This window comes from Streptomyces flavochromogenes (assembly GCF_000717595.1).
Taxonomy (GTDB): domain Bacteria; phylum Actinomycetota; class Actinomycetes; order Streptomycetales; family Streptomycetaceae; genus Streptomyces; species Streptomyces flavochromogenes.
Window position 1 is genome coordinate 229,913 of the sequence record NZ_JNZO01000003.1, and the last position, 19,773, is coordinate 249,685.

A 19,773-nucleotide genomic window follows, 5' to 3' on the forward strand; every position below is an offset into this window, starting at 1 on the left:
GAATGCCCGGCGCCCCCCGGAGTCCGCTACAGCCCCGGGATCCGGCCGTTGCGGAAGAGGTCCACGAAGATCTGGTGGTCGCCGCGCGCGCGTGCCCCGTACCGGTGGGCGAAGTCCACCAGCAGCTCCGCGAAGCCCTCCTCGTCGGCGGCGATCGCCGCGTCGATGGCCCGCTCCGTCGAGAAAGGCACCAGCGAGTGCCCGCTGGAGTCGTCCGCCGCCGCGTGCATGGTCGCCGTCGCCCGGCCCAGGTCGGCGACCGTGGCCGCGATGTCCTGGGGGTCGTCGATGTCCGACCAGTCGAGGTCCACCGCGTACGGCGAGACCTCCGCGACCAGCTGCCCGGCGCCGTCCAGCTCCGTCCAGCCGAGCCACGGGTCGGCGTGCGCCTGGAGCGCCCGCTGCGAGATCACGGTGCGGTGGCCCTCGTGCTGGAAGTACTCCCGTACCGCCGCGTCCGTCACATGGCGGGAGACGGCCGGGGTCTGCGCCTGCTTGAGGTAGATCACGACGTCGTTCTCCAGGGCGTCGCTGTTGCCCTCCAGGAGGATGTTGTACGAGGGGAGGCCGGCCGAGCCGATGCCGATCCCGCGCCGCCCGACCACGTCCTTGACCCGGTACGAGTCGGGGCGGGACAGGCTGGACTCCGGCAGGGTCTCCAGGTAGCCGTCGAAGGCCGCCAGGACCTTGTACCGCGCGGCCGCGTCCAGCTCGGTCGCGCCGCCGCCCGCGGAGAAGCGGCGCTCGTAGTCCCGGATCTCCGTCATCGAGTCGAGGAGCCCGAAGCGGGTCATGGAGCGGGCGTCGCGCAGCGCGTCGAGCAGGGCGCCCTCGGCCGTGTCCAGCGTGAACGGGGGCAGGTCGTCGTCCTTCGCGCCGGTCGCGAGGGCGTGGATCCGCTCCCGGTAGGACGCGGCGTAGATCCGGACCAGATGGCTGATCTGCTCGTCGCTCAGCGCCTTCGCGTAGCCGAGGAGGGCGAGCGAGGCCGCGAGCCGCTTGAGGTCCCAGGTGAAGGGGCCGACGTACGCCTCGTCGAAGTCGTTGACGTTGAAGATCAGCCGCCCGTTGGCGTCCATGTACGTGCCGAAGTTCTCGGCGTGGAGATCGCCGTGGATCCAGACCCGGCCGGTGCGCTCGTCCAGGTACGGGCCGCTGTGGGCGCTCCCGCCCGCCCGTCCGGCGCCCTCCTGCTCCAGGTCGGCGTAGAACAGGCAGGCCGTGCCGCGGTAGAACGCGAACGCCGAGCCTGCCATCTTCCGGAACTTGACGCGGAAGGCCGCGGGGTCGGCGGCGAGGAGCTCGCCGAAGGCGGTGTCGAAGACGGCGAGAATGTGCTCACCGCGCTCCGCGGCGGTGGGCTGGGGGACCGACATCGAGGTGCCTCCTGGTACCGGCATGTGTGGCAAGACTGTTCATGACAATTGGGACAGGTGTTCCACGCTTCCCAACGCGCGACCCTAGCGCCGAGTGCCCGTCGCCTGTCAGTCGGCCGACGTAGACTTCCAGGCTGTCCCCCCAGACTGTCCGCAGCCTGTCGCTCAGCGTTTCCCGGAGGCCTCCCCCGTGACCAAGCCGCCCTTCACGCACCTCCACGTCCACACCCAGTACTCGCTGCTGGACGGTGCCGCGCGGCTGAAGGACATGTTCAACGCGTGCAACGAGATGGGCATGACCCATATCGCGATGTCCGACCACGGCAATCTGCACGGGGCGTACGACTTCTTCCACACGGCGAAGAAGGCCGGGGTGACGCCGATCATCGGCATCGAGGCGTACGTCGCCCCCGAGTCCCGGCGGAACAAGCGGAAGATCCAGTGGGGACAGCCGCACCAGAAGCGGGACGACGTCTCCGGTTCCGGTGGTTACACCCACAAGACGATCTGGGCGGCCAACGCCACGGGACTGCACAACCTCTTCCGGCTCTCCTCCGACGCGTACGCCGAGGGCTGGCTCCAGAAGTGGCCCCGGATGGACAAGGAGACCATCTCCCAGTGGTCGGAGGGGCTCATCGCCTCCACCGGTTGCCCCTCCGGCGAGCTGCAGACCCGGCTCCGGCTCGGCCAGTTCGACGAGGCCCTGAAGTCGGCCTCCGAGTACCAGGACATCTTCGGCAAGGAGCGGTACTTCCTGGAGCTCATGGACCACGGCATCGAGATCGAGCGCCGGGTCCGCGACGGGCTCCTGGAGATCGGCAAGAAGCTCGGCATCCCGCCGCTGGTCACCAACGACTCGCACTACACGTACGCGCACGAGGCCGGCGCCCACGACGCCCTGCTGTGCATCCAGACCGGCAAGAACCTCTCCGACCCGGACCGCTTCCGGTTCGACGGCACCGGCTACTACCTGAAGTCCACGGACGAGATGTACGCCGTCGACTCCTCCGACGCCTGGCAGGAGGGCTGCCGCAACACCCTCCTGGTCGCCGAGCAGGTCACCACCGACGGCATGTTCGTCGAGAAGAACCTCATGCCGAAGTTCGACATCCCGGAGGGGTTCACCGAGGTCACCTGGTTCCGCGAGGAGACCATGCGGGGCATGCACCGGCGCTTCCCCGGGGGGATCCCCGACGACCGCATGAAGCAGGTCGAGTACGAGATGGACACGATCATCTCGATGGGCTTCCCCGGCTACTTCCTCGTCGTCGCCGACTTCATCATGTGGGCGAAGAAGCAGGGCATCGCCGTGGGCCCCGGCCGAGGCTCCGCGGCCGGCTCGATCGTCGCGTACGCCATGGGCATCACCGACCTCGACCCGATTCCGCACGGCCTCATCTTCGAGCGCTTCCTCAACCCCGAGCGCATCTCGATGCCCGATGTCGACATCGACTTCGACGAGCGTCGGCGCGTCGAGGTGATCCGGTACGTGACGGAGAAGTACGGCTCCGACAAGGTCGCCATGATCGGCACGTACGGCAAGATCAAGGCGAAGAACGCCATCAAGGACTCCGCGCGCGTCCTCGGCTACCCGTACGCCATGGGCGACCGGCTCACCAAGGCCATGCCCGCCGACGTCCTCGGCAAGGGCATCGACCTCAACGGCATCACCGACCCCTCGCACCCGCGCTACAGCGAGGCCGGCGAGATCCGCGCGATGTACGAGAACGAGCCGGACGTCAAGAAGGTCATCGACACCGCCCGGGGCGTCGAGGGCCTGGTCCGCCAGATGGGCGTGCACGCGGCCGGCGTGATCATGTCCAGCGAGCCGATCGTCGACCACGCGCCGATCTGGGTGCGGCACACCGACGGCGTCACCATCACGCAGTGGGACTACCCGCAGTGCGAGTCGCTCGGCCTGCTCAAGATGGACTTCCTGGGCCTGCGCAACCTCACGATCATGGACGACGCCGTCAAGATGGTGAAGGCCAACAAGGGGATCGACCTCGACCTCCTGGCCCTGCCGCTCGACGACCCGAAGACCTTCGAGCTGCTCCAGCGCGGTGACACCCTCGGTGTCTTCCAGTTCGACGGCGGCCCCATGCGTTCGCTGCTGCGGCTGATGAAGCCCGACAACTTCGAAGACATCTCCGCCGTGTCCGCCCTGTACCGGCCGGGCCCGATGGGCATGAACTCGCACACGAACTACGCCCTGCGCAAGAACGCGCAGCAGGAGATCACCCCGATCCACCCCGAGCTGGAGAAGCCGCTCGAAGAGGTGCTCGCGGTCACCTACGGCCTCATCGTGTACCAGGAGCAGGTGCAGAAGGCCGCCCAGATCATCGCCGGGTACTCGCTCGGCGAGGCCGACATCCTCCGCCGCGTGATGGGCAAGAAGAAGCCGGACGAGCTGGCGAAGAACTTCGTCATCTTCGAGGCCGGAGCCAAGAGCAAGGGCTTCAGCGACGAGGCCATCAAGGCCCTCTGGGACGTCCTGGTCCCCTTCGCCGGCTACGCCTTCAACAAGGCCCACTCGGCCGCGTACGGCCTGGTCTCCTACTGGACCGCCTACCTCAAGGCCAACTTCCCGGCCGAGTACATGGCGGGACTGCTCACCTCGGTCAAGGACGACAAGGACAAGTCCGCGATCTACCTCAACGAGTGCCGCCGCATGGGCATCAAGGTGCTCCCGCCGAACGTGAACGAGTCCGAGTCGAACTTCGCCGCCCAGGGCGACGACGTGATCCTCTTCGGCCTCTCCGCCGTCCGGAACGTCGGCACCAACGTCGTCGAGTCGATCATCAAGTCGCGCAAGGCCAAGGGGAAGTACTCCTCCTTCCCGGACTTCCTCGACAAGGTCGAGGCCGTCGTCTGCAACAAGCGGACCGTCGAGTCGCTGATCAAGGCCGGCGCGTTCGACGAGATGGGCCACACCCGCAAGGGCCTGGTCGCCCACCACGAACCGATGATCGACAACGTGGTGGCGGTCAAGCGCAAGGAGGCCGAGGGACAGTTCGACCTGTTCGGCGGCATGGGCGACGAGGCCACCGACGAGCCCGGCTTCGGCCTCGACGTCGAGTTCTCCGACGTCGAGTGGGAGAAGTCCTACCTGCTCGCCCAGGAGCGCGAGATGCTCGGCCTGTACGTCTCCGACCACCCGCTCTTCGGCATCGAGCACGTCCTGTCCGACAAGACGGACGCGGCGATCTCCCAGCTCACCGGCGGCGAGCACTCCGACGGCGCGGTCGTCACCATCGGCGGCATCATCTCCGGCCTCCAGCGGAAGATGACCAAGCAGGGCAACGCCTGGGCCATCGCCACCGTCGAGGACCTGGCCGGCTCCATCGAGTGCATGTTCTTCCCGGCCACCTACCAGCTGGTCTCCACCCAGCTCGTCGAGGACACGGTCGTCTTCGTCAAGGGCCGGCTCGACAAGCGCGAGGACGTGCCCCGGCTCGTCGCCATGGAACTGATGGTCCCCGACCTGTCGAACGCCGGGACCAACGCGCCGGTGATCCTCACGATCCCCACCGTCAAGGTGACCCCGCCGATGGTCACCCGCCTCGGCGAGATCCTGGGCCACCACAAGGGCAACACCGAGGTACGGATCAAGCTCCAGGGCCCCCGGACCACGACCGTGCTGCGCCTCGACCGGCACCGGGTGCAGGCCGATCCGGCGCTCTTCGGCGACCTGAAGGTGCTGCTCGGCCCGTCCTGCCTGGCCGGCTGATCAAGTCCCGCCCGGCCGGCCGGGCGGACCTCCCGAACACGCGCAAGGGGCGCGCCCGTCGTCACGGGCGCGCCCCTTTGCCGTACGCGAAGGCCGTCAGTTGTGGCCGAAGCGCTTCTGGCGGCCCTTGCGGGCGACATCACTCGGCAGCACCTGAGACGCGCGCTGCGACGCCTCGGACTCCATCGCCGACTGCTGCGCCTGCTGGGCACCGCGCTCGGCGGGGGACTGCTGCTTCTGACTGCGGTTCTGATTGCGGTTCTTGGCCATGGGGATGCCTCCTCAAAGGGACCTAGGGGCCAGGGCCGCTGTCAGACTCACATACGGTACGAACCGCCGCATGTTGGATCATTACGGAGCGTGAGGCCTCCGGGAACGTGACATCCGCCACGCCGATGATCCAGTTCCGACGGTCGAGCCCCCGCCCTTCGGGCAGACTCGAAGGAAATCCGAAGCAACTTCCGATCCCGAGGTTCCCGAAAGAGGGTGGAACACGTGGACCGCTGCGTCGTCCTGGTGGATGCCGGCTACCTGCTGGGAGCTGCCGCCAGTCTTCTGGCCGGGGAACCGGCCCGCTCCAGGATCACCGTCGATCACGCCGGGCTCATCCAGCAGCTGCGCCAGCGCGCCGAGGCCGAGACCGCGCTGCCCCTCCTGCGGATCTACTGGTTCGACGGAGCACCCGACCGGGTGCCCCAGCCCGAGCACCGGAGACTGCGCGTGATGCCCCGGGTCACCGTCCGGCTGGGCGCGCTGACACGGAGCGACGGACGCTGGGCCCAGAAGGGCGTCGACGCGGCGATGCACACCGAGCTGACCGAGCTCGCCAGGAACCGGGCCTGCTCCGACATCGTGCTCGTCACCGGCGACGGCGACCTGCTGCCCGGACTGATGTCCGCCAAGGAGCACGGCGTCGCCGTCCACCTCTGGGCCGTCCAGGCCGCCGACGGCGACTACAACCAGTCCGAGGACCTGGTCGCCGAGGCCGACGAACGGCGGGTCCTCGACCGGGCCTGGATCACCCGGGCCGTCCGCGCCAAGGACCTCACCGGGATCTGCTCGCCCCCGCCCGCCCCGCGCCCCGAGATCGCCGCCATCCTCTCCGCACCGCTGCCCGAGGGGGCCCTCGCCGCCTCCGCCGAACGGGCCGCCGAGGCGGACGCCGCCGCCCGGGCCCCCGGGGACGTCGCCAACGGCGACGGCGGCAACGGCCACGTCCACCACGGCAACGGGCACGCGGGCGCCAACGGCCACCTCCGCGAGGACGACCACGACCGAGGCCACGGGGCCGGCGTCCCCGCCCCGGCCTCCGGCAAGGGCGTCCCCACCCCCAAGGACCTGGCGGGACTGCGCGCCCCCGGCACCGCAGCCTCCCCGGGGGGCGCACCCGTGCCCCAGGGCGCCAGCGCACTGCGCTGGTCCTCCGACCGGGGCTGGGTCGAGCGCCCGGCCGCCCCCCTCGGCGAACCGGCCGAGACCGCCTCCCTGCCCACCCTCGCCGCCCTCACCAGCGCCGAGCAGCGCTGGGCGGACCGCGAGGAGGACATCACCACGGTCGGCGGAGATCCGTTCGAGGTCGGACAGGTGTTCGCCCGGCGGTGGATGGAACGTCTCCCCGAGCAGAGCCACGTCCAGAAGCTGTCCACCCTGTACCCCCGCATCCCGCACCGCATCGACGGCGAACTCCTCCGGTACGCCGCCCGATTCGGCCTGCTCGCCCACAAGGACGACCAGATCGACGAGCACGACCGGTATGCGATCCGGGCGGGATTCTGGCGCGAGATCGACGTCCGGGCCGCCGCCGAACACGCCCCCGCGCCCGGAACGGGCCCGGCGACCCCGTAGGCTCTTCCCCCGTGAGTACGGTGTGCGTGGTGCGGGATCTGGTCAAGACGTACCCCGCCACGCGCGGCGGGCGCGGAGCGCCGGCGACACCCGAGGTGCGGGCCACCGACGGGATCAGCCTCGACGTGCGCGGCGGCGAGATCTTCGGGCTGCTCGGCCCCAACGGCGCGGGCAAGTCGACCCTCGTCCGCCAGCTCACCGGGCTCATGCGCCCCGACTCCGGCAGCGTCCGGCTCCTCGGCCACGACCTGGTGCGCCACCCCGAGCGGGCGTCCCGCCTCCTCGCGTACCTCGGCCAGGAGTCCACCGCCCTCGACGAGCTGACCGTCGCCCTCGCCGCCGAGACCACCGGGCGGCTGCGCGGCCTCACCGCCCGCGACGCGCGTGCCGAGCGCGACACCGTCCTGGACGAGCTCGGCCTCGGCGCGCTCGCCTCCCGCCCCCTCAAGAAGCTCTCCGGCGGCCAGCGCAGGCTCGCCTGCTTCGCCGCCGCGCTCGTCGGCGAACGCCCCGTCCTCGTCCTCGACGAGCCCACCACGGGCATGGACCCCGTCGCCCGCCGCGCCGTCTGGGCGGCCGTCGACCGGCGGCGCGCCGAACACGGAGCCACCGTGCTGCTCGTCACCCACAACGTCATCGAGGCCGAGACCGTCCTCGACCGGGTCGCCGTCCTCGAACACGGCCGGGTCATCGCCTGCGACACGCCCGCCGGACTCAAGGAACGGGTCGCGGGCGAGGTCCGGGTCGAGCTGGTCTGGCGCGAGTCCGCCCCGCTCCACCTGCCGGAGGTCGCCGCACTGGGCGCACTCGCCCAGGAGACGGGCCGCCGCTGGATCCTCCGGCTCGCCCCCGACGAGGCCCGCACCGCCGTCGCCACCGTCACCGGCGGGGCCGCGTTCGCCGCGCTCGACGACTTCACCCTGGCCACGCCCAGCCTGGAGGACGTGTACCTGGCGCTGGGCGGCGCGACCGAGGGACTGGTGAAGGCATGACCCTCCCCGCACCGCACGCACGCCGTGCACACCACCGAAGCCGTGTCCCGCACGTACTGCCCGTACCGCACGTCACCCCCAGGAGCTGTACGCAGTGAGCACCGTGCCCGCAGAGGCCCTGCCGACCGGCGCGCCTTCCGTCCGCACCGGCGCCACCGCCGACGACGAGGCCGCCGCACCCCTCGCCCCGCGCGCCCGGCTGCTGCCGGCCCTGGCCGCCGTCTACCGCGCGCAGCTCTCCCGCGCCCGGGTCGCCCGCATCCCGCTGCTCTTCGTGGCGACCTTCCAGTCCATCGGGATCATGGTCCTGATGCGCGGGGTCGTCGACGGGGGCTCCGAGGCCCGCGCCGTCGTGGCCGGATCCACCGTCCTCGTCGTCGCCTTCGTCGCGCTCAACCTGCTCGCCCAGTACTTCGGCCAGCTGCGGGCCACCGGCGGTCTCGACCACTACGCCACCCTGCCCGTGCCGCCCGCCGCCGTCGTCCTCGGGGCCGCGGGTGCCTACGCCTCCTTCACTGTGCCCGGGACCGCCGTCACCGCCGTCGCCGGCTCCCTGCTCTTCGGACTGCCGCTCGGCCACCTCTGGATCCTCGCCGCCGTCGTCCCGCTCGCCGGCGCCGCGCTCGCCGGTCTCGGCGCGGCCCTCGGGCTCCTCGCGCCCCGGCAGGAGCTGGCCACCCTCCTCGGCCAGCTCGGCATGTCCGCGGCGCTGCTCCTCGGCGTGCTCCCGGCGGAGCGGCTGCCGGAGCCCATCGGCTGGGCCCGGGACCTGCTGCCGTCGACGTACGGAGTGGAGGCACTGGCCCGCACCTTCGACCGCAGTCCCGACTGGGCGGCCGTCGCCCTCGACCTCGCCGTGTGCGCGGTGGTCGGCGTGGTCTCCCTGGCCGTCGCCACCTGGGCGTACCGGCGGGCCGCCGTCCGCTGAGGCGGGCCACGGGCACACCTGGCACGATGGCGGGGTGACCGCACCCCTGACTCCGCCTCACCAGCCTCCGCCGCACGACCCCGACTGGCCCCCGCCGCCCCCGCCGATGCTCGGCCCGGACGGGGACCCGATCACGGCGGCCGAGGTTCTTCAGGGTGTCCTGGTGACCCTCGTCTCGGCGATCGCCGGTGCGGTGCTCGGAGTGCTGTGGCTGAACCTGGCCCCGCGGGTCCTGCTGATCTCGGACGGCAAGGGCGTCTACCTCCGCAACTCGGAGGGAGAGGCGGCGATCGGCTCGGACGGAACGTTCGTCCTGCTCGCGCTGGCCTTCGGCGCGGTCGCCGCGCTCGTCGTCTTCCTCGCGCGCCGCAAGGGCGGCGTCCCGCTGGTGCTCGGCCTCGCGCTCGGCGGAGGCCTGGGCTCGCTGCTCGCCTGGGGCCTCGGAACGTACTTCGGCCCGACGAGCGACGTCGTCGCCCACGCGAAGGCGGTCGGCCCCAACGTCGCCTTCGAGGCGCCGCTGGAACTGAGCCTGGGGGCCGCCGCGATGCTGGCGTGGCCGCTCGCCGCGATGATCGTGCACCTCGCGCTCACCGCCCTCTTCGGCCCGCGCGACCCGGAGCCCGAACCGTGGGACCAGCCCAAGGCGTACAACCAGGGGCCGGGCCGGAGCTGACCGGCCCCGCTTCCCACGGTCGGCCGCGCCGCCCGACGGACGCGGCCGACCGTCAGGCGCGGCCGATCGCCACGGCGCGGCCGACCGTCAGGCGCGGCCGATCGGGGCCACGACCGCCGACGTGAGGGCGGCCAGATCCGCGGGGGAGAGCTCCACCTCCAGGCCGCGCCGGCCCGCCGAGATGCAGATGGACGCGTGGTCCGAGGCCGAGGCGTCGAGGACCGTGCGGAGCCGCTTGCGCTGGCCCAGCGGGGAGATGCCGCCCCGCACATAGCCCGTGGTGCGCTCGGCCGCCGCCGGGTCCGCCATCGCCGCGCGCTTGCCGCCGACAGCCGAGGCCAGGGCCTTCAGATCGAGCTGGCCGGCGACCGGGACCACCGCGACCGTCAGCTCGCCGTCGACGTCCGCCACCAGGGTCTTGAAGACCCGGTCGGGGGAGACACCGAGGGCCTCGGCCGCCTCCTCGCCGTACGAGGGGGACGCCGGGTCGTGCTCGTACGCGTGCAGGGTGAACGGGGTGCCGGCCGCCGTCAGCGCCACCGTCGCCGGGGTGCCGCCACTGTTCTTCTTCTGCTTCTTCGCCACGCGCGCGCTCTTCCTCAGTTGGGGTACGTCGGGGCCTGCGTCAGGTCGACCACCGGCAGCGACGGCAGATGCCGGAGGACCGCCGTCTCCGCGCGCAGCAGCGACAGCTCCTCGCGCAGCCGGGTCGCCGTGTCCGGAGCCTGGAGCAGCCGCTGCTTCGACGGCGTGTCCAGCACCGCCGCCGCCGCGACCAGGTACGACACCACCGACGGGTCGTCCGGCAGCTCGCTCGTGGTCAGCGAACGCTCGCGCGCCCCGGCCAGCCGCTTCTGGTAGCTGCGGAAGGCCCGCAGCACCCCCTCGGAGAGGCTGCCGGCCTCCTCGCCCTGCTCCTCCGGGATCTCCTCGACCTCGGCGACCAGAAACGGCCCGCTCGCGTCGACGGACAGCAGCTTCACCCGGGTCGTGCCGGTGGCCGTCACCTCGAAGCTGCCGTCGGCGCGCTCCCGGATCTGCACCGCGTCGGCGACACAGCCGACCCGGTGGAAGGACTGGATGGGGTCGGAGCCGAAGCCCGCGGCCGGGCCCTTCTCCGGCAGGGCCGTCTGGTCCGGCATGCCGGGGGCCGTCGGGGCGACCTCGCGGCCGTCACGGATGGCGACGACGGCGAAGCGGCGCGGCTCCGCGTCGTCGATCGTGAGCAGCTCGCGCATCATGGCGCGATAACGCTCCTCGAAGACGTTCAGCGGCAGCACGAGGCCCGGGAACAGCACCGCGTTGAGCGGGAAGAGAGGCAGGCGAGCGGTGGTCACAGCGGTCAGCCTAATGGCCGCCGGGCCCGCCCCGTCCGGCCCGTCCCCCTCCGGTGTCCCAGAGAGGGGTACGGCGGGCCAGCTCGGTCCTGACCCTGTCCCGCGCGGCGAGGAACCGGCGCAGGGGGTCCTCCCGTACGGCGCCCCGCGCGGCTCCCCACGGGAACGAGGTCGCGTGGACCCCGATCCGGCCGAACTCCGCCCGCGCCTCCTCCCACCGCGCCCGCTCCACCAGCACGTACGCCAGCAGGTTGCGGACCTCGGCGGGCCACGGGTCGCCCGTCGGGAAGACCTCGGACAGGGCCAGGGCCCGGTCCGCGGCCCGGTCGATCCGCGCCTCCGGCACGGACGGGTCCCGGTCCGGCACCACCTGGAGCCGGTCGTGGGCGGCGCGGACCGGCAGCGCCCGCACGAGCGAGTCCGGTGCGGCGTCGTCGGCCGCCTGTTCGGCGAAGTCGAAGGCGGCCCGGTGCGAGCCGTACCACTGCGCCGACAGGTACTTGAGCGCCGCGACGTGGCAGCCGTAGTGGTGCGGGGAGCGGCGCACCGCCTGCTCCCAGAGCGATTCGAAGACGGCTGGCCCGGCGTGCGCCCCGCGCGCGTGGTCCAGGGCGAGTCGCCACGGCACCGGGTCGTGCGGCGTCTCCTCGGCCATCGTGCGGATCAGCGGCGTGAGTTCGCGCAGCCGCTCGGCCCGCGCGGGTGACTCCCAGGCCCGGCGGACGGCGAGCTGCGCGGTGACGAGCAGGGCGTCGGGATCGCGGGGCGCGGCGGAGAGCCAGTGGGTGAGCCAGTCGTCCCTGCTGTACGCGAAGGTGGCGAGCCGGGTGACGTAACGGTCCCGGTCCTCCCACTCCCCGGCGTCCCGGGTGGTGGCGAGCAGCTTCGCCGCGGGCTCCGGGTCGGCCAGGGCGGCGGCGACCAGGGCGGGGGCGAGCCGCTCGTCCGGGGCGTCGAGCAGCACGTCGTCGTCCGGCACGAACCCGGCGGTGAGCCGCGGGGTGTGCCGGACCGAACGAACGGTGCCGATCAGGGCACGAAGCAAGGACATGGTGCGACGTATTCTCTCCCGGCCCCCGCCTCCGCGGCAGCCGGTCTCACGGCCCGCTCACCAAACCTTCGCCGTCGCCCGCCGCGTTACACCAATCCTCCGCCGCTCCCCCTCCCGGGCGCACGGAGGTCACGCCGTCTCCGCATGTCCCGCGCGGCGGACAGGCCGCCGTGCGGGCTCACCCCCTGCCCGGCAGCCGCCTCACCCCCAGCCCGGCCGGCGCCTCATCCCCTGCTCAGCAGCCGGGTCGCTCCCGCCGCCACCGTCGTCGCCAGGATCCAGCCCAGCAGGATCAGTACCGCCGCCGCCCACTGCCATATCCCCTCCAGACGCCAGTAGCCGTCCTGGCCGAGATTGATCACCGGGAGCAGCAGGTCGAGCGCGTACAGCGGACCGTTCCACGCGGGGGCCTCCTCCGCCTTCAGCGGTATCGGGCGGTAGTGGGAGAAGGCCACCGTGCCCGCCCCCCACAGGACCGCCATCCACAGGGCCGCCCGGCCCGGCCGGTAGCCGTAGGCCACGGTCCAGTCCTGGAGGTAGCCCCAGAGCTTCCCCGCCACCGGCAGGGTCTCGCGTCTGCGCCGCTGCTTGGCCAGCAGAACCTCGCGGGCGTCGGCGTCCTCCCCGCTGCTGCGCAGGACGGTCGCCAGGCGTTCGTACGGCTCGGGGGCGTACTCCGGGGTCGCCGCCGCCACCCACTCCAGGCGCCGGGCCAGCGGGAAGTGCCCGTACGGCACGAGGTTCTCGTAGGCGAAGCCGCCCATCGCGAGCCCGCCGGGACCCGGCCAGCTGGTCGACAGGTCGATCAGGGTGACGACCTTCGCGCCGTTGAGCACGACGCGGCCCTCCTCCGGCCGCTCGCCGTTGAACCGGAGCTCCGGGGTGACGATCCGGCGCAGCGAGACCTCCTCGCGGCGCGCCCCGCTCAGCAGGAACCGGGCGTGGTGCAGGTCCACCGCGTCACCGAAGCGGCCGTCGTCGAGCCGCACCCCGCCGTGGAACTCGACCGGCTTGCGGTGGGCGCCCTGGGCGGGCGTCACCCCGTACGGCGGGGTGGCCGTCGAGTTGCCCGTGCTCCCCTGGGTGTCCGACTCCTCGTACACCCAGGCCGCGTTCAGATAGAGCGAGCGCTCCACGGTGAGCTGCGGTGCGTTCAGCGCGCGGCGGCCCTGCGCGCCGCGCAGCACGCTGCCCCGCAGGCTGAGCGACACGCCGATCTTCGCCCCGCGCAGACTCAGCTCCCCGTGCGTCTCGATCAGCTCGGCCTGGAGGTCCTGGGCGACCACCATCCCGTCCGCGGTGATGGCCCGGCCGCGCCGGTCCGGCCACACCTGGATCTGGTTGACGAGCAGGTCCGTGCCGATCTGCGCGTCGGTGAGCCGGATGCCCCACCGCACCCGGCAGCGCGGCAGATGCAGGTCGCCCTCGGTGTGCAGCCGGGCCGCCTCCAGGCGCGGCAGCGCGCACTCGACCATCCGGAGCGTGCCGAACCGGGCCTCCGGCAGCACCACCTCGCCGTCGAACCGGCAGCCGTGCAGCTCGACGTACGGTCCAATCGTCCCGCCCGCCAGGTTCAGCACGCCGGTGATCCGCACACCGCGCAGCTTCAGCGCGGCCACCCGCCCGGACCGGGCCGGCGGCCCGGCGAGCAGCAGCAGCGCCACCACATCGGCGCGGACGCTCCGCTCCTCCCCCCAGTCCCGTCCCCCGAAGGGGTCGTCCCGCTCCGCGATCCCCTCCGTCAGATCGCATGTCCTGCCGACGACGAACGCCCGCCACACGGCCCGCTCCGGGCCTGTGAGACCGTCCGGCATCCCGTCCTCGTGCGGCTCGGTCAATGCCGCCCCCTCGCTTTCCACGATCCGCTCGCACGATTCCGCGATTCCGGTTTCGATCGTTTTCCGGTGTTCCGTGGATTCGTACAGCCGTTCTTCCCGCTGAGTGACGGGCTGAACGCTAACGGTCAGGAGTGGCGACAAGACGCCAGTGTGGCCCGTATCAGCCATTGATACGGGCGTCCGGCGCTGTGGGCCGTCTGCGAGAATTGACCCGTGATCTCTCGAATCGATCTGCGCGGCGAGGCCCTCCCCGAGGGTTCCGCCCTGCGCGACCTGCTGCCCCGTGCCGAGTTCGACGTGGAAGCCGCCCTGGAGACGGTGCGGCCGATCTGCGAGGACGTCAGGCATCATGGCGCGGCCGCGGTGATCGACTACGGGGAGAAATTCGACGGCGTCCGCGTCCCGAGCCTGCGCGTCCCCGCCGAGGAGATCGACCGCGCCCTCGACGAGCTCGACCCGGCCGTCCGTGCCGCCCTCGAGGAGTCCGTCCGGCGTGCCCGCCTCGTCCACCGCGAGCAGCGCCGCGCCACCCACACCACCCAGGTCGTCCCCGGCGGCACGGTCACCGAGAAGTGGATCCCGGTCGAGCGCGTCGGCCTGTACGTGCCGGGCGGCCGCGCCGTCTACCCGTCCTCCGTCGTGATGAACGTCGTCCCGGCCCAGGAGGCCGGCGTCGAGGGCCTGGCCGTCGCCTCGCCCCCGCAGAAGGAGTTCGGCGGGCTTCCGCACCCGACGATCCTCGCCGCCTGCGCCCTGCTCGGCGTCGACGAGGTGTACGCCGCCGGCGGCGCCCAGGCCATCGCCATGTTCGCGTACGGCACGCAGGGGACGGCCGACGAGCCCGGCTGCGCCCCGGTCAACCTCGTCACCGGCCCCGGCAACATCTACGTGGCCGCCGCCAAGCGCCTCCTCAAGGGCCGGATCGGCATCGACGCCGAGGCCGGCCCGACGGAGATCGCGATCCTCGCGGACTCCACCGCCGACCCCGTGCACGTCGCCGCCGACCTCATCAGCCAGGCCGAGCACGACCCGATGGCCGCCTCCGTCCTCGTCACCGACTCGGACGAGCTGGCCGCCGCCACCGAGGCCGAGCTGAAGACCCAGGTCGCCGCCTCCAAGCACATCGACGACCGGATCGTCCCGGCCCTGTCGGGACGCCAGTCCGCGATCGTCCTCGTCCGCGACCTGGCCGACGGCCTCAAGGTCGTCGACGCGTACGGCGCCGAGCACCTGGAGATCCAGACCCGCGACGCCGCGGCCGTCGCCGACCGCGTCCGCAACGCCGGCGCGATCTTCGTCGGCCCCTGGGCGCCCGTCTCCCTCGGCGACTACTGCGCGGGCTCCAACCACGTCCTGCCCACAGGCGGCTGCGCCTGCCACTCCTCGGGCCTCTCCGTGCAGTCCTTCCTGCGCGGGGTGCACATCGTGGACTACACGCGCGACGCGCTCGCCGACGTCGCCCACCACGTGGTGACCCTGGCCGAGGCGGAGGACCTCCCCGCCCACGGCGCGGCGATCAAGGCAAGGTTCGGATGGAAGGTGCCGGAGACCAAGTGAGCGGAATCAGCGATCGATCCCCCTGGGACGAGCTCCCCGTCCGGGACGAGCTGAAGGGCAAGTCCCCCTACGGCGCGCCCCAGCTCGACGTCCCCGTCCAGCTGAACACCAACGAGAACCCGTACCCTCTGCCCGAGCCGCTCGTCGCGCGCATCGCCGAGCGCGTCGCCGAGGCCGCCCGTACCCTCAACCGCTACCCCGACCGGGACGCGATCGAGCTCCGCACCGAGCTCGCCCGCTACCTCACCCGGACCGGCGGGCACCCGGTCGCCGTCGAGAACGTCTGGGCGGCCAACGGGTCCAATGAGGTCCTCCAGCAGCTGCTGCAGACCTTCGGCGGCCCGGGCCGTACCGCGATCGGCTTCGAGCCCTCGTACTCGATGCACGCCCTGATCGCCCGCGGCACCGGCACCGGCTGGATCTCCGGCCCGCGCAGCGAGGACTTCACCATCGACGTGGCGGCGGCCGTCGCGGCGATCGCCGAGAACCGGCCCGACGTCGTGTTCATCACCTCGCCCAACAACCCCACCGGCACCGCCGTCGCAGCCGACACCGTGCTCGCCCTGTACGAGGCGGCCCAGGCGGCCAAGCCCTCCCTGGTCGTCGTGGACGAGGCGTACGTGGAGTTCAGCCACCGGGACTCGCTGCTGCCCCTCATCGAGGGCCGCCCGAACCTGGTGGTCTCCCGGACCATGTCCAAGGCCTTCGGCGCCGCCGGACTGCGGCTCGGCTACCTCGCCGCCCACCCGGCCGTGGTCGACGCCGTTCAGCTGGTCCGGCTGCCGTACCACCTCTCCGCCGTCACCCAGGCGACCGCGCTCGCCGCCCTGGAGCACACCGACACCCTCCTCGGGTACGTCGAGCAGCTCAAGGCCGAGCGCGACCGGCTCGTCACCGAGCTGCGCGGGATCGGCTGCGAGGTCACCGATTCGGACGCCAACTTCGTGCAGTTCGGGAAGTTCCCCGACACGCACGCGGCCTGGCAGCGGATCCTCGACCGGGGCGTCCTGGTCCGGGACAACGGCGTACCGGGATGGCTGCGGGTCACCGCCGGCACCCCCGAAGAGAACGACGCGTTCCTCGACGCGGTTCGTGAATTGATGAAGGAGCAGGAGCGATGAGCCGCGTAGGCCGCGTAGAGCGCACCACCAAGGAGACCTCCGTCGTCGTCGAGATCGACCTCGACGGCACCGGAAAGGTCGACGTGTCGACCGGGGTCGGGTTCTACGACCACATGCTCGACCAGCTCGGCCGGCACGGTCTGTTCGACCTCACCGTCAAGACCGACGGCGACCTGCACATCGACTCGCACCACACCATCGAGGACACCGCCCTCGCCCTCGGCGCCGCCTTCAAGCAGGCCCTCGGCGACAAGGTCGGCATCTACCGTTTCGGCAACTGCACCGTCCCGCTGGACGAGTCGCTCGCCCAGGTGACCGTCGACCTCTCCGGCCGCCCGTACCTCGTGCACACCGAGCCCGAGAACATGGCGCCGATGATCGGCTCCTACGACACGACGATGACCCGGCACATCTTCGAGTCCTTCGTCGCCCAGGCCCAGATCGCGCTGCACATCCACGTGCCGTACGGGCGCAACGCCCACCACATCGTGGAGTGCCAGTTCAAGGCATTCGCCCGCGCCCTCCGCTACGCCTCCGAGCGCGACCCGCGCGCCGCCGGAATCCTCCCCTCCACGAAGGGCGCGCTCTGACCGTGAACGGCCTCTCCACCATCCTCATCGTCGTCGGGCTGTTCCTGCTCGGCGGCATCTACTCCTTCGTCAAGCAGCAGATGCCCAAGGGCCTCATCGCGCTCGTCGCCTTCGGCGCCGCGATGTGTCTCGGCGCAGGCGTGCTGCGGCTGGACGTGTGGGCATGACCGCGAGCACCCCCAGGAAGGTCGTCGTCTTCGACTACGGATTCGGCAACGTGCGCTCGGCCGAGCGCGCCCTCGCCCGGGTCGGCGCCGACGTCGAGATCACCCGCGACTACGACACCGCCATGAACGCCGACGGACTCCTCGTCCCCGGCGTCGGCGCCTTCTCCGCCTGCATGCAGGGGCTGAAGGACGCGCGCGGCGACTGGATCATCGGCCGCCGGCTCTCCGGCGGCCGCCCGGTCATGGGCATCTGCGTCGGCATGCAGATCCTCTTCGCGCACGGCTTCGAGCACGGCGTGGAGAGCGAGGGCCTCGACGAGTGGCCCGGTACGGTCGAGCCGTTGAACGCCCCCGTCGTCCCCCACATGGGCTGGAACACGGTCGACGCGCCGCAGGACACCGAGATGTTCGCGGACCTCGACGCCGACGCCCGGTTCTACTTCGTGCACTCCTACGCGGTGCGCGAGTGGACCCTCGAGGTCGGCAACAAGAACATCCGCGCCCCCAAGGTCACCTGGGCCACCCACGGCGAGCCCTTCGTCGCGGCCGTCGAGAACGGCGCCCTGTGGGCCACCCAGTTCCACCCCGAGAAGTCCGGCGACGCCGGAGCCCAGCTCCTCACCAATTGGATCGAGACCCTCTGATCATGGCTCAGAAGCTTGAACTCCTCCCCGCCGTCGACGTCCGCGACGGCCAGGCCGTCCGCCTCGTGCACGGCGAGTCCGGCACCGAGACCTCCTACGGCTCCCCGCTCGAAGCGGCCCTCGCCTGGCAGAACTCCGGTGCCGAGTGGCTGCACCTCGTCGACCTCGACGCCGCCTTCGGCACCGGTGACAACCGGCAGCTGATCGCCGAGGTCGCCCAGGCCATGGACATCAAGGTCGAGCTCTCCGGCGGCATCCGCGACGACGCCTCGCTCGCCGCCGCCCTCGCCACCGGCTGCACCCGCGTCAACCTCGGCACCGCCGCCCTGGAGACCCCCGAGTGGGTCGCCAAGGTCATCGCCGAGCACGGCGACAAGATCGCCGTCGGCCTCGACGTCCGCGGCACGACGCTGCGCGGCCGCGGCTGGACCCGCGACGGCGGCGACCTCTACGAGACGCTCGCCCGCCTCGACTCCGAGGGCTGCTCCCGCTACGTCGTCACCGACATCGCCAAGGACGGCACCCTCCAGGGCCCCAACCTGGAGCTCCTGAAGAACGTCTGCGCGGCCACCGACAGGCCCGTCGTCGCCTCCGGCGGCGTGTCGTCCCTGGACGACCTGCGGGCGCTGTCCGGCCTGGTGCCGCTCGGCGTCGAGGGTGCGATCGTCGGCAAGGCGCTGTACGCCAAGGCGTTCACCCTCGAAGAGGCGCTGGAGGCGGTGGCTTCCGTATGACCGACGGCGTGAAGAAGGTCGTCACCGGCGCCCCCTGGGAGGAGCAGTTCGGCTACTCCCGCGCGGTGGAGCTGCCGAACGGTCTGGTCCTCGTCGCCGGGTGTACGTCGGTGATCGGCGGCCAGATCGCCGGCGGAGGCCCGTACGACCAGACCGTGAACTCCTTCAACGTGGCCTTCGAGGCCCTGAAGCAGCTCGGTCTGGGCCCGGAGGACGTCGTCCGCACCCGGATGTACATCACCCACGCCCGGGACGTGGACGAGGTCGGCCGCGCCCACAAGGAGCTGTTCGACGCCGTCCGGCCGGCGGCTTCGATGATCATCGTCTCCGGCTTCGTCGACCCCAGTCTGGTCGTCGAGGTCGAGGTCGAGGCGTTCCGTCCGGAGGCCCAGCGGGGTGGTGCGGCATGAGCCTCGCCGTACGCGTGATCCCCTGCCTGGACGTGGACAACGGCCGGGTCGTCAAGGGCGTCAACTTCCAGAACCTGCGGGACGCGGGCGACCCCGTCGAGATGGCCAAGCTGTACGACGCCGAGGGCGCCGACGAGCTGACCTTCCTCGACATCACCGCCTCCTCGGGCAACCGGGAGACCACCTACGACGTGGTGCGCCGCACCGCCGAGCAGGTCTTCATCCCGCTCACGGTCGGCGGCGGCGTCCGCGCCGCCGAGGACGTCGACAAGCTGCTGCGGGCCGGCGCCGACAAGGTGGGCGTCAACACCGCCGCCATCGCGCGCCCCGAGCTGATCCAGGAGATCGCGGAGCGTTTCGGCCGCCAGGTGCTCGTCCTGTCGGTCGACGCCCGTCGGACGGCCTCGGGCTCCTTCGAGGTGACGACGCACGGCGGCCGCAAGGGCACCGGCATCGACGCCGTCGAGTGGGCGCACCGGGCCGCCGAGCTGGGCGCGGGCGAGATCCTGCTCAACTCGATGGACGCGGACGGCACCAAGGACGGCTACGACACGGAGATGATCGCGGCCGTACGCAAGCAGGTGACCGTGCCGGTGATCGCGAGCGGGGGAGCGGGCAAGCTCGCCGACTTCCCGCCGGCGGTGGCGGCGGGCGCGGACGCGGTGCTCGCGGCCTCCGTATTCCACTTCGGTGATCTGCGGATCTCGCAGGTCAAGGACGAGCTGCGGGCGGCCGGCCACCCGGTCCGCTGAGTGTTCGTTCCGCTTGGTGAAGGGC

Annotated in this window: 19 protein-coding genes; 13 read left to right on the forward strand and 6 right to left on the reverse strand. The window is 71.9% G+C overall.

Features of this window, described 5'->3' with window-relative positions:
• Window positions 1–26: 26 nt before the first annotated feature.
• A complete protein-coding gene (locus tag IF00_RS0104800) occupies window positions 27–1,376 on the reverse strand; it encodes a DUF2252 domain-containing protein (RefSeq protein ID WP_030314561.1) in 1,350 nt (449 codons plus the stop codon).
• Window positions 1,377–1,566: 190 nt separating this feature from the next.
• Here IF00_RS0104800 and dnaE point away from each other — a divergent pair, with 190 nt between their 5' ends.
• On the forward strand, window positions 1,567–5,106 hold the full coding sequence (dnaE, locus tag IF00_RS0104805) for a DNA polymerase III subunit alpha (RefSeq protein WP_030314563.1): 3,540 nt from the start codon (window positions 1,567–1,569) through the stop codon (window positions 5,104–5,106).
• Window positions 5,107–5,202: 96 nt separating this feature from the next.
• Here dnaE and IF00_RS46025 read toward each other — a convergent pair whose 3' ends face one another.
• Complete coding sequence (locus tag IF00_RS46025) at window positions 5,203–5,376, reverse strand: hypothetical protein (protein ID WP_167346844.1); 174 nt, start codon at window positions 5,374–5,376, stop codon at window positions 5,203–5,205.
• Window positions 5,377–5,592: 216 nt separating this feature from the next.
• Between IF00_RS46025 and IF00_RS0104815 the strand changes: the two genes are divergently transcribed.
• From IF00_RS0104815 to IF00_RS0104830, 4 genes are all read left to right on the forward strand, one after another.
• Window positions 5,593–6,951: an NYN domain-containing protein gene (locus tag IF00_RS0104815; protein ID WP_030314565.1), complete on the forward strand. Its 1,359-nt coding sequence runs from the start codon at window positions 5,593–5,595 to the stop codon at window positions 6,949–6,951.
• Between the two features lie 20 nt (window positions 6,952–6,971).
• The gene (locus IF00_RS0104820; protein ID WP_030314567.1) at window positions 6,972–7,943 is read left to right on the forward strand and encodes an ABC transporter ATP-binding protein; all 972 of its coding nucleotides are present in this window, start codon (window positions 6,972–6,974) and stop codon (window positions 7,941–7,943) included.
• A 94-nt stretch (window positions 7,944–8,037) separates the two neighbouring features.
• Entirely contained in the window at window positions 8,038–8,871 is an 834-nt protein-coding gene (locus IF00_RS0104825) for an ABC transporter permease (protein WP_030314569.1), read from the forward strand.
• A 34-nt stretch (window positions 8,872–8,905) separates the two neighbouring features.
• Window positions 8,906–9,547: a hypothetical protein gene (locus tag IF00_RS0104830; protein ID WP_037637505.1), complete on the forward strand. Its 642-nt coding sequence runs from the start codon at window positions 8,906–8,908 to the stop codon at window positions 9,545–9,547.
• 87 nt (window positions 9,548–9,634) lie between these two features.
• On the opposite strand, the gene ybaK is transcribed toward IF00_RS0104830, so the two are convergent.
• The 4 genes from ybaK to IF00_RS0104850 form a co-directional block, all read right to left on the reverse strand.
• On the reverse strand, window positions 9,635–10,132 hold the full coding sequence (ybaK, locus tag IF00_RS0104835) for a Cys-tRNA(Pro) deacylase (RefSeq protein WP_030314571.1): 498 nt from the start codon (window positions 10,130–10,132) through the stop codon (window positions 9,635–9,637).
• Window positions 10,133–10,146: 14 nt separating this feature from the next.
• Window positions 10,147–10,884 (reverse strand): LON peptidase substrate-binding domain-containing protein, encoded by a 738-nt coding sequence (locus tag IF00_RS0104840; RefSeq protein WP_030314572.1) that lies wholly within the window; start codon window positions 10,882–10,884, stop codon window positions 10,147–10,149.
• Window positions 10,885–10,894: 10 nt separating this feature from the next.
• Window positions 10,895–11,935, reverse strand: a complete 1,041-nt coding sequence (locus tag IF00_RS0104845; RefSeq protein WP_030314574.1) for a hypothetical protein — start codon at window positions 11,933–11,935, stop codon at window positions 10,895–10,897.
• Window positions 11,936–12,159: 224 nt separating this feature from the next.
• Entirely contained in the window at window positions 12,160–13,773 is a 1,614-nt protein-coding gene (locus IF00_RS0104850) for a hypothetical protein (protein WP_030314576.1), read from the reverse strand.
• Window positions 13,774–13,986: 213 nt separating this feature from the next.
• Here IF00_RS0104850 and hisD point away from each other — a divergent pair, with 213 nt between their 5' ends.
• The 8 genes from hisD to hisF are packed head-to-tail and all read left to right on the forward strand — an operon-like array spanning window position 13,987 to window position 19,748.
• On the forward strand, window positions 13,987–15,330 hold the full coding sequence (gene hisD / locus IF00_RS0104855; protein ID WP_030314578.1) for a histidinol dehydrogenase: 1,344 nt from the start codon (window positions 13,987–13,989) through the stop codon (window positions 15,328–15,330).
• Entirely contained in the window at window positions 15,327–16,451 is a 1,125-nt protein-coding gene (locus tag IF00_RS0104860; protein WP_030314580.1) for a histidinol-phosphate transaminase, read from the forward strand. The genes hisD and IF00_RS0104860 overlap by 4 nt, the downstream gene beginning before the upstream one ends.
• The gene (gene hisB, locus IF00_RS0104865) at window positions 16,448–17,041 is read left to right on the forward strand and encodes an imidazoleglycerol-phosphate dehydratase HisB (protein ID WP_015032911.1); all 594 of its coding nucleotides are present in this window, start codon (window positions 16,448–16,450) and stop codon (window positions 17,039–17,041) included. Before IF00_RS0104860 ends, hisB begins: the two co-directional genes overlap by 4 nt.
• A gap of 2 nt (window positions 17,042–17,043) precedes the next feature.
• Window positions 17,044–17,208, forward strand: a complete 165-nt coding sequence (locus tag IF00_RS46030) for a hypothetical protein (RefSeq protein WP_030314582.1) — start codon at window positions 17,044–17,046, stop codon at window positions 17,206–17,208.
• A complete protein-coding gene (hisH, locus tag IF00_RS0104875) occupies window positions 17,205–17,852 on the forward strand; it encodes an imidazole glycerol phosphate synthase subunit HisH (protein WP_030314583.1) in 648 nt (215 codons plus the stop codon). Before IF00_RS46030 ends, hisH begins: the two co-directional genes overlap by 4 nt.
• Window positions 17,853–17,854: 2 nt before the next feature.
• Window positions 17,855–18,586, forward strand: a complete 732-nt coding sequence (priA, locus tag IF00_RS0104880) for a bifunctional 1-(5-phosphoribosyl)-5-((5-phosphoribosylamino)methylideneamino)imidazole-4-carboxamide isomerase/phosphoribosylanthranilate isomerase PriA (protein ID WP_030314585.1) — start codon at window positions 17,855–17,857, stop codon at window positions 18,584–18,586.
• Window positions 18,583–18,996 (forward strand): RidA family protein, encoded by a 414-nt coding sequence (locus tag IF00_RS0104885; protein ID WP_030314587.1) that lies wholly within the window; start codon window positions 18,583–18,585, stop codon window positions 18,994–18,996. The genes priA and IF00_RS0104885 overlap by 4 nt, the downstream gene beginning before the upstream one ends.
• A complete protein-coding gene (gene hisF / locus IF00_RS0104890) occupies window positions 18,993–19,748 on the forward strand; it encodes an imidazole glycerol phosphate synthase subunit HisF (RefSeq protein WP_030314588.1) in 756 nt (251 codons plus the stop codon). Before IF00_RS0104885 ends, hisF begins: the two co-directional genes overlap by 4 nt.
• The last annotated feature ends 25 nt before the right edge of the window (window positions 19,749–19,773 follow it).